The following is a 13145-nucleotide window of genomic DNA, read 5'->3' on the forward strand; positions in this document are numbered from 1 at the left end:
ATGACGGTGGCTTATTATCGTCAGGCTTTCTTACCCCATCCCTGCCACTGCTGCTGGACGTATTTCACCAGCGCACTGTTACTGATGCTCTCTCCGATGACAGAGAAGAAGCGGGTCGCGTAGACCGGTTCAAGCGGCTGCTTCGGTACACAGCGCTTCACGCCGCGGAACGGATTACGCGGTGCAGTCGGCACGGGCTGCGCAGAATTCGGCGTAGAGCTATCCACCTGCGGCTCATTCAGCAGATCGCTCGGGCGCACCAGCGTGATATCAGAAGGTAAAGTCGGCAGCATTTGCTGCAGGACGCGAACGGTAGACGGGTGGGGGTGACCAATGGCAATGGCCGAACCATTGCGGCGGGCCAGCTGTACCGCGCGATTAAACTGCACGCGAATATCGGCTTCGTTCTGGGTATCATCCAGGAACACCTTGCGCTTAATCACCTTTACGCCCGTTCCCTGAGCGGCGCGCATCGCCTGGCTGTTGCCGATGGTCATGCTGTCGAGGAAGTAGAGATTGTAACGCTCCAGCGCCTGCATCACTTTTAGCATCCCGTACAGGCTGGAGGTCATCGCGCTGCCCATATGGTTGTTCAGCCCTACGGCATACGGCACCTTGTTGTAGGCGTCTCGGATGATGCGCTCAATCTCCTCACTGCTCATATCCGGGCGCAGGGTATCTTTTTCCAGCGGCTGCTTGCTGAGTGGGGCCATAGGCAGGTGGATGAGAACCTGATGCCCGCTGCTGTGGGCTTTGGTCGCCATCTCACGCGCGTGGGGGGCATTCGGCAGGACGGCAACGGAGATGGCCGACGGCATCGCCAGCACCTGGTTTTCATAATGTGGGCGATAACCGAAATCATCAATCACGATAGCGAGCTTACCGGCGTATACCGGTGCAGCCAGCGCCAGCGCGCTGACGACGGAGAAAACGATTCGACGAAATTGAAGCAAAACTTATCTTCCCAACCACGGCTGTGGATTGACCGCCTGACCCTGACGACGAATTTCGAAATAGAGTGACGGGCGGCCCTGACCGCCACTGCTGCCCACAAGGGCGATGGGTTGGCCAGCGCGCACCTGCGTGCCGACGCTGACCAGCGCGCTCTGGTTGTAGCCGTAAAGACTCATGTCGCCTTTACCGTGCTCGACCACTACCACAAGCCCGTAACCCTGCAGCCAGTCGGCCAGAATCACGCGGCCATCGGCGATGGCTTTCACTTCGCTACCTTCAGACGCACCGATAACGATCCCTTTCCAACGTAGCTCACCCTGCAGCTGTTCGCCATAGCGATGCAGAATTGAACCGCGAACGGGCCAGAAAGCCTGACCGCGAGGAGAGCCGAGGCCGCCGGTACGCGACATCAGGGAACGTTCGCTTTCGCTTGGCTTGTAGGTGGTCCCTTTGCGGGACGCTTCCTGCTGCTTGTCGCGAACGGCCTGCGCCTCGCGAGCCTCTTTTTCGGCGCGCGCTTTCGCCGCGGCTTCCGCACGGGCGATGCTGTTACGCAGTTTGGATTCGTTGGCGCGCATTTCGCTCAGCTGGCTCTGCCCTTCCTGAATCGAGGACTCGAGACCGGCCAGGGTTTTCTTGCGCTCGTTGCGTGCCTGCTCAAGCTTTGCCTGCTGGGCCTGCTGATCGTAGAGCAGCGTCTGCTGCTGGCTCTGCTTCTCTTCCAGCTCGGCTTTTTGCGTGGAAACCTCTTCGCGCGTCTGCTTCAGCTGCGCGATCGTCTCCTGACGCGCCTGGTTCAGATAGCCAAAGTAGGCCTGCAGGCGCTGGCCGCGCTGGCTCTCTTCGCCGCTGAGGATCAGCTGGAGTCCGGTATGTTCACCCTGGCGGAATGCGGCATCAAGCTGTGCGGCAAGGTTGCGCTCCTGCGCATCGCGCTGGCGCTCCAGTTTGGCAATCGACGCGTTCATCTCGTCGATCTGCTTATTCAACTGGGCAAGGGTGTTTTGCGTTTCACGGAGTTTACGTGTGGCAGCGGAGATGGCCTCTTCCTGCTGCTTAAGCTGGGCGAGCAGGGCGGCGCGCTGTTGCTGCTGTTGGCGTACCGCACGCTCTTTGGCGGCGATATCGGCCTGAATGGATTTCAGCTGGTCGCGGTCATCCGCGTGGGCAGATGCGGCGCACAGCAATACGCCAGCGCTGAGTGCGCTGGCGTAAAACAGAGGTCTGACTGATAACCTAAGCGGCTTCACGACCCATGTGATTGAAAAAATCGCCTTTCCCCTCATGGGGAGCGATTATTCCACGATGAACAGCGGCTTACCAGTCATCTCTTCAGGGATCGGCATCCCCATCAGCGACAACATGGTTGGCGCGATGTCAGAAAGCTTGCCGCCTTCTACGGCTTTCACTGATTTATCACCCACATAAATCAGCGGAACCGGCAGGTTGGTGTGGGCGGTGTGCGCCTGTCCGGTCGCCGGGTCGCGCATCTGTTCAGCGTTACCGTGATCCGCGGTGATCAGCAGCTGGCCGCCCACGGATTCAACCGCTTTCGCCACCTGCTCAACGCAGTGGTCCAGCGCTTCAACCGCTTTCACTGCCGCTTCCATCACCCCGGTATGACCGACCATGTCGCCGTTCGGGTAGTTACAGATGATGGTGTCGTATTTGCCGCTCTCGATGGCCGCAACCAATTTTTCAGTCAATTCTGCAGAGCTCATTTCTGGCTGCAGATCGTAGGTGGCGACTTTCGGGGAGTTGATCAGAATACGTTCTTCGCCTTTGAACGGCTCTTCAACGCCACCGTTAAAGAAGAAGGTCACGTGCGCGTATTTTTCCGTTTCGGAAATACGCAACTGCGTTTTGTCGTTCTTCGCCATCCACTCACCGAAGGTGTTTGCCAGCGAGGCCGGTGGGTATGCGCACGGCGCTTTGATGTCTGCCGCGTATTCGGTCAACTGGATGAAGTCGATGTTTACTACTTTCTTACGGGCAAAACCGTCGAAGTCGCTGTTGACGAACGCACGGGTAATTTCGCGCGCGCGGTCAGCGCGGAAGTTCATGAAGATCAGCGCGTCGCCGTCTTCCATGGCGGCATCGGCCTGGCCTTCAGCGCGAATCACGGACGCTTTCACGAATTCGTCGTTTTCATCGCGTGCATAAGCCGCTTCCAGCGCTTCAACGGCGGTCGCAAACTGGAATTCCCCTTTTGCCAGGGTCAGCAGGTCATAGGCCTGTTCAACGCGATCCCAGCGGTTGTCGCGGTCCATGGCGTAGTAACGACCAATGATGGAGGCCACGCGGCCTTTACCCAGCGCGGCGAATTTGTCTTCAAAGGCTTTCAGGGAGCCTTCCGCACTGCGTGGTGGCGTGTCGCGACCGTCCAGGAAGGCGTGCAGATAGATTTTTTCCGCACCGCGCTCAGCGGCCAGTTCAACCATTGCCATGATGTGATCTTCGTGGCTGTGAACGCCGCCAGCAGAGAGCAGACCCATGATGTGAACGGCCTTGCCAGCAGCAACGGCTTTATCAACCGCGCCACACAACGTTGGGTTGGTGAAGAAGGTGCGTTCTTTGATTTCAACGTCCAGACGCGTTAGGTCCTGATACACGATACGCCCGGCGCCCAGGTTAACGTGACCGACTTCGGAGTTGCCCATCTGGCGGTCCGGCAGGCCCACTTCCAGGCCAGACGCGTCAATCAGCGTATGCGGACGTTTTGCCCACAGGGCATCCATGACCGGGGTTTTGGCGTTGAAAATAGCGTTATCCTGGCTGTCTTCACGGTAGCCATAGCCATCCAGAATCACCAGTACCATAGGTTTTTTAGAAACCGACATTGCGACAACCTCATGCTCAAGAGTCAAAATTTGCGTAATTTTACTACAGCTGAATCGATCAAATAGCCGCAGAAGATCAAAGAAAGCGCAGGGGCAAGGTACTCGCCAGACCATTTTGAGGCATTTTTTTAGGTGGCATGCCGCAGAAAATGGATTAGGTTAGGGTCGCTGGCTGTATTTGCCAGAACGCACAGGTATACTCCTGTCCTGGTTTTTTTAATCACTAAGTCGGGAGTAGTAACCCTCCATGCAAGAAATTATGCAATTCGTTAGCCGCCATCCGGTTCTGAGCATCGCGTGGATTGGCCTGCTGGCTGCTGTGCTGTTCACCACATTTAAGAGCCTGACGTCTAAGATTAAGGTTATCACCCGTGGTGAAGCGACGCGTCTGATTAACAAAGAAGATGCTGTCGTGGTCGATCTGCGTCAGCGTGACGATTTCCGCAAAGGGCACATTGCAGGTGCGATTAACCTGCTGCCTGCTGAAATCAAAGCGAACAACGTGGGCGAGCTTGAGAAGCATAAAGCCCAGCCGATTATCGTTGTTGACGGTACCGGCATGCAGGCGCAGGAATCCGCCAGCCTGCTACATAAAGCAGGCTTCGAAAACGTATCTGTGCTGAAAGAAGGCATTTCCGGCTGGAGCGGGGAAAATCTTCCTTTGGTACGCGGTAAATAAGGAGTTCAGTCATGGCCCATATTGAGATCTACACCAAAGCGACGTGCCCGTTCTGCCACCGTGCGAAAGCGCTGCTGAACAGCAAAGGCGTCACGTTCCAGGAACTGCCGATTGACGGTGACGCGATTAAACGCGAAGAGATGATCCAACGTAGTGGTCGTACGACGGTTCCACAGATTTTTATTGATGCGCAGCACATTGGCGGCTGTGATGACTTGTATGCGCTCGATGCCCGTGGTGGACTCGATCCGCTGCTGAGCTAAGAGACTTTAGGACAATTAAAAAGGGTATTTCCATGTCAGAACAAAGCAATAATGAAATGATTTTCCAGATCCAGCGCATCTACACCAAAGATGTCTCTTTTGAAGCGCCAAATGCGCCGCACGTTTTCCAGAAAGACTGGCAGCCAGAGGTTAAACTTGATCTGGATACCGCATCAACCCAACTGGCTGATGACGTGTATGAAGTCGTACTGCGTGTGACCGTGACCGCTTCTCTGGGCGAAGAGACTGCTTTCCTGTGTGAAGTACAGCAGGGCGGTATCTTCTCCATCGGCGGTATCGAAGGCAACCAGATGGCGCATTGCCTGGGTGCGTACTGCCCGAACATTCTGTTCCCGTATGCACGTGAATGCATCACCAGCCTGGTTTCTCGCGGTACATTCCCGCAACTGAACCTTGCGCCAGTTAACTTTGATGCGCTGTTCATGAACTATCTGCAGCAGCAAGCTGGCGAAGGTGCTGAACAACATCAGGATGCCTGATGAGCACTGTTAATGCGTCAATGACTGTGATCGGTGCCGGCTCATACGGCACCGCTCTTGCCATCACGCTGGCAAGAAATGGTCACGATGTGGTCCTGTGGGGCCACGACCCAAAACATATCGCGACGCTACAGCGCGACCGCTGTAACGTGGCGTTTCTCCCGGACGTTCCGTTCCCTGACACCCTGCACCTTGAAAGCGACCTTGCGACCGCGCTGGCGGCCAGCCGCAACATTCTGATTGTGGTCCCGAGCCATGTCTTTGGCGACGTGCTGCGTCAGATTAAGCCGCTGATGCGCCCGGATGCGCGCGTTGTCTGGGCGACGAAAGGACTGGAAGCCGAAACCGGACGCCTGCTGCAGGACGTTGCCCGCGAAGCGCTGGGTGATGCGATCCCGCTGGCGGTCATTTCCGGCCCGACCTTTGCCAAAGAGCTGGCCGCTGGCCTGCCGACGGCGATTTCACTGGCCTCCACCGATCGGGCCTTCTCCGACGATCTCCAGCAGTTGCTGCACTGCGGCAAGAGCTTCCGCGTTTACAGCAACCCCGATTTTATCGGCGTGCAGCTGGGCGGCGCGGTGAAGAACGTGATTGCGATTGGCGCCGGGATGTCCGACGGCATTGGTTTTGGTGCCAACGCCCGTACGGCGCTGATCACCCGCGGTCTGACCGAGATGTCCCGCCTGGGCGAAGCGCTGGGTGCCGATCCGGCCACCTTTATGGGAATGGCTGGCCTGGGCGATCTGGTGCTGACCTGTACCGACAACCAGTCTCGTAACCGCCGCTTTGGCATGATGCTCGGACAGGGCAGCGATGTGAAAGACGCGCAGGAGAAGATTGGCCAGGTGGTGGAAGGCTACCGCAATACCAAAGAAGTCCGCGAGTTGGCGCACCGTTTCGGTGTCGAAATGCCAATAACCGAGGAAATTTATCAGGTATTGTATTGCGGAAAAAATGCGCGCGAGGCAGCATTGACCTTATTAGGTCGTGCGCGCAAGGACGAGCGCAGCAGTAACTAGTCGGAACCGTTGTCACCTGAATGACCCAGCCAGCGCAGAACTGGCTGGTCATTAACTATCGTCTGGAGTAAGCAATGCCGTGTGAAGAACTGGATATCGTCTGGAATAACATTAAAGCCGAAGCCCGGGCGCTGGCCGACTGTGAGCCTATGCTGGCCAGTTTCTACCACGCAACGCTACTCAAGCACGAAAACCTCGGCAGCGCGCTGAGCTATATGCTCGCCAACAAGCTGGCGTCCTCGATCATGCCCGCGATTGCGATTCGTGAGGTGGTGGAAGAGGCTTACGCCGCTGACCCGGAAATGATCGCCTCTGCCGCCTGCGATATCCAGGCGGTGCGCACGCGTGACCCGGCGGTCGATAAATATTCTACGCCGCTGCTGTACCTGAAAGGCTTCCACGCCCTGCAGGCTTACCGCATCGGCCACTGGCTATGGAATGAAGGCCGCCGCGCGCTGGCGATCTTCCTGCAAAACCAGGTTTCCGTGACGTTTCAGGTTGATATTCATCCGGCGGCGAAGATTGGCCGCGGGATCATGCTCGACCACGCCACCGGGATCGTTGTCGGGGAAACGGCGGTGATTGAAGACGACGTCTCGATCCTGCAGTCGGTTACCCTGGGCGGTACCGGGAAAACCAGCGGCGATCGCCATCCGAAAATTCGTGAAGGGGTGATGATTGGCGCGGGTGCCAAAATTCTCGGCAATATCGAAGTCGGGCGCGGCGCGAAGATTGGCGCAGGCTCCGTGGTGCTCCAGCCGGTGCCGCCGCACACCACCGCCGCTGGCGTACCGGCGCGCATCGTCGGTAAGCCAGACAGCGATAAGCCGTCCATGGATATGGATCAGCACTTCAACGGCATTCACCATACCTTCGAGTATGGTGACGGCATTTAACTTCTGAGAATGGCGCCCGGATATCCCAGCTGGCGCCATGCTTCATACACCACCACCGACACCGCGTTCGACAGGTTCATGCTGCGGCTGTCCGGCATCATCGGAATACGGATTTTCTGCTCAGCGGGCAGGGCATCCAGGATCGTGGCCGGCAGGCCGCGGGTTTCCGGGCCAAACATCAGATAGTCACCTGCCTGATAGCTTACGGCGCTGTGCGCTGGCGTGCCTTTGGTGGTCAGGGCGAACATGCGCTGCGGCTGCTCTGCTTCCAGAAACGCGGCGTAATCGTGGTGGCGAATAACGGCGGTAAATTCATGATAATCCAGCCCTGCGCGACGCAGGCGTTTGTCGTCCCACGTAAAGCCCATCGGCTCAATAATGTGCAGACGAAAACCGGTGTTGGCACACAGGCGGATAATATTGCCGGTATTCGGCGGAATTTCTGGTTCGAATAAAACGATGTTAAGCATGCTGCCCCCTTAATTGCGGGGGCAGGATAGCAGAAAAGAGAGGAACTACGCGACGCCGGGTTCCTGCGAGCGGCTGTACAGCATTTTGTAGACGGTTGCCGCCGCGGCCACCAGGGCGGGCACGCTGAGGATCATTAAAATACTGTCCGCCTGCCACTGCATGGAAAGAAGCTGGGCGCTGGTCATGGTTCCCGCCACGCCGCCAAAGCGGCCGATGCCCTGCATCCAGGCGATGCCCGTCGCGCGGCACTCGGTAGGGTAAAAGGTGGCGACCAGGGTCTGCATGCCCGACTGCGCACCGTTCATCGCGATCCCCATCAGGAAGATCAGCCCGCCAAACAGGGCGATATGGTTATGCTCAATGCCCAGTACCAGAATAAGGCCCATCGTCAGGACGAAACCACACGCAACCACCCTGTGCGCTTCCCAGCGGTCCATCATCCAGCCCGCGAGCAGAATGCCTGCGGTACCGCCAAAGGTGAACAGCGAGGTGAGCCAGGCGGATTCCGCCAGGGCATAGCCCATCCCCTGCATCAGCGTCGGCATCCAGCTCAGCAGGACGTAGTAAATCACCAGCCCCATAAAATAGGTCACCCACAGCATCAGGGTGCCGGGCAGCCAGGGCATGGAAAACAGCTGCGACACGCTCCCTTTTTTAGACGCGACCTTCTCCTCCGCCAGGAAAAAGCCCGTGACGCCCTCCAGCGTGCTGCGCGAGAACCGGCTGGCGATACGGCGGACCTGCATGATGTCTTTCCCGCGCTGCACCAGAAACTTCACCGACTCCGGTAAAAGCAGCGCCAGCAGCAGCGTTAAAACCAGCGGCGCAATTGCGCCGGTCAGCAGCACGCTTCGCCAGCCGTGGTGGGGAATCAGCCAGGACGAGATCGCGCCGCCGCCCGCCGCACCCAGAGGGAAGCCGCAGTACATGGTATTGATCGCCATCGCGCGACAGCGCTGGGGGGCAAACTCGGAGATCAGCGTAATGGCGTTCGGCATGGCGGCACCGAGCCCCAGGCCGGTCAGGAAGCGCCACAGCGTCAGGGTATTCAGGCTTTGCGCCCAGGCCGTCCCCAGGCTCGCAAGGCCGAAGAACAGGCACGAAAAGACCAGCACGCGCTTGCGCCCCATCCGGTCCGATACCGGACCGGCAATCAGCGCGCCCAGCGACAGCCCCAGCAGCGCGGCGCTCAGCACCGGCCCCAGATCCTGCTTGTGGATCCCCCATTCTGCCGACAGCGTAGGCGCGATGTAGCCCATCGCCGCCGTATCAAAGCCATCGATCGCCAGAACCAGAAAGCCCAGCACAATGAGCAGCCAGTGAAACCCTGAAAAGCGGCTGTCGTCGATCACCTGCTGAATATCCACCTTACCTGAATAGGTCATACGCTCCCCTCTGATGTGATGTTGTTTTTGTGTTCTTGTCTTTGCTTGTCTATACAATTGCGGGCGACAGGTAGATGTCAAATTTTCTTATCCAATATGTTATCTGGATGTTATTTTTGGCATAAAAAAGCGCCCGAGGGGGAGATCGGACGCATGAGAAGAGATGTTAACGAGGGATAATTCAGGCCGCGTTTCCCTGAGCAAGCGGAGCCAGCGCTGCCGGTAATTTGCTTAACTCCTGAACCAGAGAATCCCTGCTGATTTCGCTAATCGTTTTTGCACCGGTCAGCGTCATAGCCACCTTCATCTCTTTTTCGATCAGGTTAAGCAGATTCGCCACGCCCGCCTGGCCCGCGGTCGCCAGGGCGTACAGATACGCGCGCCCCAGCAGCACGCTGTCGGCACCCAGCGCAATCATGCGCACCACGTCCAGCCCGTTGCGGATCCCGCTGTCGGCCAGGATGGCGATATCGCCTTTCACCGCATCGGCAATGGCCGGCAGGGCGCGGGCGGAGGAGAGCACCCCGTCGAGTTGGCGGCCGCCGTGGTTAGAAACCACAATCCCGTCTGCGCCAAAGCGGACCGCATCGCGGGCATCTTCCGGGTCGAGGATCCCCTTGATCACCATCGGGCCATCCCAGAATTCGCGGATCCACTCCAGGTCTTTCCAGGAGATGGACGGATCGAAGTTGTTCGCCAGCCAGCCGATGTAATCCTCCAGCCCGGTGGGTTTACCCAGATACGCCGAGATATTCCCCAGATCGTGTGGACGACCGTTCAGGCCGACGTCCCACGCCCACTGTGGATGCGTTACCGCCTGCCAGTAGCGGCGGAGCGCCGCATTTGGGCCGCTCATGCCGGAGTGCGCATCGCGGTAGCGCGCGCCGGGGGTCGGCATATCAACGGTAAAGACCAGCGTGGAGCAGCCCGCCGCTTTGGCGCGCTCCAGCGCGTTACGCATAAAGCCGCGATCGCGCAGGACGTACAGCTGGAACCACATCGGTCGCTTGATGGTCGGGGCGACCTCTTCGATCGGACAAACCGAGACGGTAGAGAGGGTAAACGGAATGCCTTTGGCATCCGCCGCGGCGGCGGCCTGCACTTCACCACGGCGGGCGTACATGCCGCATAAGCCGACAGGTGCGAGCGCGACCGGCATGGAGAGCGTTTCGTTGAACAGTTTCGTCTCAAGGCTGAGGTCAGACATATTCTTCAGCACGCGCTGGCGCAGCGCCACCTCCGACAAGTCTTCCACGTTGCGGCGCAGGGTGTATTCGGCATACGCCCCGCCGTCAATGTAGTGGAACAGGAACGGGGGCAAAATGCGCTGCGCCGCGGCGCGATAGTCACTGGCTGCTGAAATAATCATGCTTTGTTCTCCCTGGAAATATCACTGTCGCCAGGCAGACGGGTAATACGCGCCTGTCGGGCCTGGTCTTCATCGAATCGTTTAATCGTGGTGTGCACGAAACCGAGATGCGCCATCATCGCTTTGCGTGCGGCCTCGGCATCACCGGCCAGAATGGCGTTGAGCACCGCCTCGTGTTGTTCGGTCAGCTGGGCAAACACCGGCGGAACCAGATACATCCGCTGGCGGCTCTGCTTCACGGAGGATTGCAGCAGGTCGAAGAACCCGCGCATGGTCTGGAGCAGCACCACGTTGTGCGACGCCTCGGCAATCGCCAGGTGAAAGCGCACGTCCGCCTGGGAGGCGATATCCGGGTCGCTGCTTTGCGTGGCCTCAAAGCAGGCGATGAGTTTCTCTTTGTCGGCCTCGGTTGCCCGCATGGCCGCGTGCCAGGCGGTACTGGTTTCGATGGCGTGACGCGCTTCAAGGATGTCGAAGCTGTAGTCCGGGTCGTTCTCCATCAGCGTTTTCAGCGGCTGAACGATGTTTTGCTCGGACCAGTCGTCATGCTGCCAGCGTACAAAGGTGCCGCCGCCGCGACGGCTTACCAGCACCCCTTCGCTGACCAGCGTTGCCAGCGCCTCGCGCAGTGAATTGCGCGACACGCCAAGCTGGGCGGCGAGCTGGCGTTCGGCGGGCAACTTCATGCCCGCTTCCAGCTGTTGTTCTTCAATCAGCGCCCGCACGCGAGAGGCAATCTCGTCGGACAGGCGTCTGGGCATCACTATCATGGGATCATCCAGGTTAAGACATAGGCCTGCAGGGTGGTGATGACTCCGACCATACAGGTGAATATCAGGCTATGTTTCACGGTAAAGCGGAACAGATCCGACTCTTTACCGACCAGTCCCACCGCCGCACAGGCAATGGCAATGGACTGCGGGGAGATCATTTTCCCGGTCACGCCGCCCGTCGTGTTTGCGGCCACCAGCAGGACGTCCGACACGCCAATCTGCTGGGCCGCCGTGGCCTGCAGTGCGGCAAACAGGGCGTTAGACGAGGTATCGGAACCGGTCAGGAACACCCCCAGCCAGCCAAGGAACGGCGAGAAGAAGGTGAAGGCGTGGCTGGTATGGGCCAGCGCCAGTGCCAGCGTTGATGACAGGCCGGAGTAGTTCGAGATAAACGCGAACGCCAGCACCATGCCGATGGAGTAAATCGGCAGCATCAGCTCCTTAATCGTCGCCGCAAAGGTTTGCACCGCGGCCGCAGGTTTCATGCGCAGCCACACCACGGAAAGAATAGCGGCAAACAGGATGGCGGTCCCGGTGGCGGAGAACCAGTCGAATTTATAGACCGCGGCATACGGCGTGGCGGCGTGCACCACCGGCGGCATACGGGCGACCATCTTGTCGAGGAACGGGACAGAAACGTTAATGACCATGTCGTACAGCGCGCCGCCCGGGGCGAACAGGGCTTTAAACGGCGGGATGCTCCACAGCGTAACCGTGGCGGTCAGGAACAGGAACGGCGACCAGGCGCGGATCACCTGGCCTGCGGTGTAGCCGGTGCGGGCCAGCGTTTGATCGACCTGCGAAGCGCCCATGTCGGCGAAGCGGAAAATACGAACCGGCTGCCAGCGTTTCAGGAACAGCGTCAGGCAGACCAGCGACACCAGCGAAGAGATGATGTCCGGCAGCTCCGGGCCAAGGAAGTTCGAGCTGAGGTACTGGGCAATCGCGAACGAACCGCCTGCCACCATCACCGCAGGCCAGGTCTCCTTCACGCCGCGCCAGCCGTCCATAATCGCCATGATCCAGAAGAGGACGATAATGGTCAGGAAGGGCAGCTGGCGGCCAACCATCTGGCCGATCTCGAAACTGTCCAGCCCGGTGACCTGTCCGGCCACCAGAATCGGAATACCCATCGCGCCAAACGCCACCGGCGCGGTGTTCACAATCAGGCACAGGCCCGCGGCATACAGCGGGTTAAAGCCCAGACCGACCAGCAGCGCGGCGGTGATCGCCACCGGTGCGCCAAAGCCTGCCGCGCCTTCCAGAAACGCCCCGAAGGAGAAGCCGACAATCAGCATCTGCAGGCGCTGGTCCGGCGTGATGGAGAGAATCGACGAGCGGATGATGTCGAACTGCCCGGTTTTCACCGAGATTTTATAGACGAAGACCGCCGCGATGATGATCCACGCAATCGGCCACAGGCCGTAGAAGAAACCGTAGACGACGGAGGCCAACGCGCGATCGACCGGCATCTTGTAGAAGAACAGCGCCACCATCAGGGCGATGGCGACGGTGTACGTCGCGGCAAGGTAGCCCTTCAGCTTGAGCTTAATCAGCGCAAAGAAGAAGAACAGGATCGGCAGCGATGCGATCAGGCTCGATAGCCAGATATTTCCGGCCGGGTCGTAGTTTTGTTGCCAGAGGCTCATGCAGGTCTCCTGGGGACCAGACAGCCTGCGCTGCGGGTGAGTCTCCGCTCATCTCTGCGTCACAGTCTGTGTAAAAGTGGTCCTGCCAATGTTGTGTTGTAGGGTTAATGACAATGAATGGTTAACCAGATGTTATGAGCTAGCAATGGTTTTGTGAGCGGAAATAATGGAATTGTGAACCGGGGGAGGATTGATTGCACTATTGGTTGGACCAATTCACGCGAAGGGGAAAAGAGTAGGCCGGGTAAGCGCAGGGTATGAACCGGAAACATGGGTAACACTTTAGACCGGATACATGGGTAACAGTTATAACTGGCATAGAAGAGGAGACTCGCTATGCCCTGGAC

13 protein-coding genes are annotated in these 13145 nt (G+C 58.6%); 5 read left to right on the plus strand and 8 right to left on the minus strand.

Translation table 11 applies throughout. The features are described from left to right. Positions 1–20 precede the first annotated feature (20 nt). The 3 genes from ACOTXF_RS20070 to gpmM are packed head-to-tail and all read right to left on the minus strand — an operon-like array spanning position 21 to position 3794. The gene (locus tag ACOTXF_RS20070) at positions 21–953 is read right to left on the minus strand and encodes a divergent polysaccharide deacetylase family protein (protein ID WP_047745822.1); all 933 of its coding nucleotides are present in this window, start codon (positions 951–953) and stop codon (positions 21–23) included. 3 nt (positions 954–956) lie between these two features. Beyond that, complete coding sequence (gene envC / locus ACOTXF_RS20075; RefSeq protein WP_025910576.1) at positions 957–2216, minus strand: murein hydrolase activator EnvC; 1260 nt, start codon at positions 2214–2216, stop codon at positions 957–959. A gap of 33 nt (positions 2217–2249) precedes the next feature. Next, positions 2250–3794 (minus strand): 2,3-bisphosphoglycerate-independent phosphoglycerate mutase, encoded by a 1545-nt coding sequence (gene gpmM / locus ACOTXF_RS20080; protein ID WP_232926981.1) that lies wholly within the window; start codon positions 3792–3794, stop codon positions 2250–2252. A 247-nt stretch (positions 3795–4041) separates the two neighbouring features. Between gpmM and ACOTXF_RS20085 the strand changes: the two genes are divergently transcribed. The 5 genes from ACOTXF_RS20085 (at position 4042) to cysE (ending at position 7151) form a co-directional block, all read left to right on the plus strand. Further along, positions 4042–4473 (plus strand): rhodanese-like domain-containing protein, encoded by a 432-nt coding sequence (locus ACOTXF_RS20085; RefSeq protein WP_008502714.1) that lies wholly within the window; start codon positions 4042–4044, stop codon positions 4471–4473. Positions 4474–4484: 11 nt separating this feature from the next. Next, positions 4485–4736 (plus strand): glutaredoxin 3, encoded by a 252-nt coding sequence (gene grxC / locus ACOTXF_RS20090; protein WP_008502715.1) that lies wholly within the window; start codon positions 4485–4487, stop codon positions 4734–4736. 32 nt (positions 4737–4768) lie between these two features. Continuing rightward, positions 4769–5236 carry a protein-export chaperone SecB gene (secB, locus tag ACOTXF_RS20095; RefSeq protein WP_008502716.1) on the plus strand — a complete coding sequence of 156 codons (468 nt, stop codon included), beginning with the start codon at positions 4769–4771 and terminating at the stop codon, positions 5234–5236. Next, a complete protein-coding gene (gene gpsA, locus ACOTXF_RS20100; protein ID WP_008502717.1) occupies positions 5236–6255 on the plus strand; it encodes an NAD(P)H-dependent glycerol-3-phosphate dehydrogenase in 1020 nt (339 codons plus the stop codon). Before secB ends, gpsA begins: the two co-directional genes overlap by 1 nt. A gap of 74 nt (positions 6256–6329) precedes the next feature. Further along, a complete protein-coding gene (gene cysE / locus ACOTXF_RS20105; protein ID WP_008502718.1) occupies positions 6330–7151 on the plus strand; it encodes a serine O-acetyltransferase in 822 nt (273 codons plus the stop codon). Here the strand turns inward: cysE and trmL are convergent. The 5 genes from trmL to lldP form a co-directional block, all read right to left on the minus strand. Beyond that, positions 7148–7621 (minus strand): tRNA (uridine(34)/cytosine(34)/5-carboxymethylaminomethyluridine(34)-2'-O)-methyltransferase TrmL, encoded by a 474-nt coding sequence (gene trmL / locus ACOTXF_RS20110; RefSeq protein ID WP_021242431.1) that lies wholly within the window; start codon positions 7619–7621, stop codon positions 7148–7150. The genes cysE and trmL overlap by 4 nt on opposite strands. A 45-nt stretch (positions 7622–7666) precedes the next feature. Further along, positions 7667–9007: an MFS transporter gene (locus tag ACOTXF_RS20115; protein ID WP_232926978.1), complete on the minus strand. Its 1341-nt coding sequence runs from the start codon at positions 9005–9007 to the stop codon at positions 7667–7669. A gap of 181 nt (positions 9008–9188) precedes the next feature. Beyond that, the gene (gene lldD, locus ACOTXF_RS20120; RefSeq protein ID WP_008502721.1) at positions 9189–10376 is read right to left on the minus strand and encodes a quinone-dependent L-lactate dehydrogenase; all 1188 of its coding nucleotides are present in this window, start codon (positions 10374–10376) and stop codon (positions 9189–9191) included. After that, positions 10373–11146 (minus strand): transcriptional regulator LldR, encoded by a 774-nt coding sequence (gene lldR, locus ACOTXF_RS20125; protein WP_032654503.1) that lies wholly within the window; start codon positions 11144–11146, stop codon positions 10373–10375. The genes lldD and lldR overlap by 4 nt, the downstream gene beginning before the upstream one ends. Then, a complete protein-coding gene (gene lldP, locus ACOTXF_RS20130; protein WP_045414869.1) occupies positions 11143–12798 on the minus strand; it encodes an L-lactate permease in 1656 nt (551 codons plus the stop codon). The genes lldR and lldP overlap by 4 nt, the downstream gene beginning before the upstream one ends. Between the last annotated feature and the right edge of the window lie 347 nt (positions 12799–13145).

It is taken from the genome of Enterobacter cloacae complex sp. IR53041, assembly GCF_049238285.1.
Lineage (GTDB): Bacteria > Pseudomonadota > Gammaproteobacteria > Enterobacterales > Enterobacteriaceae > Enterobacter > Enterobacter roggenkampii.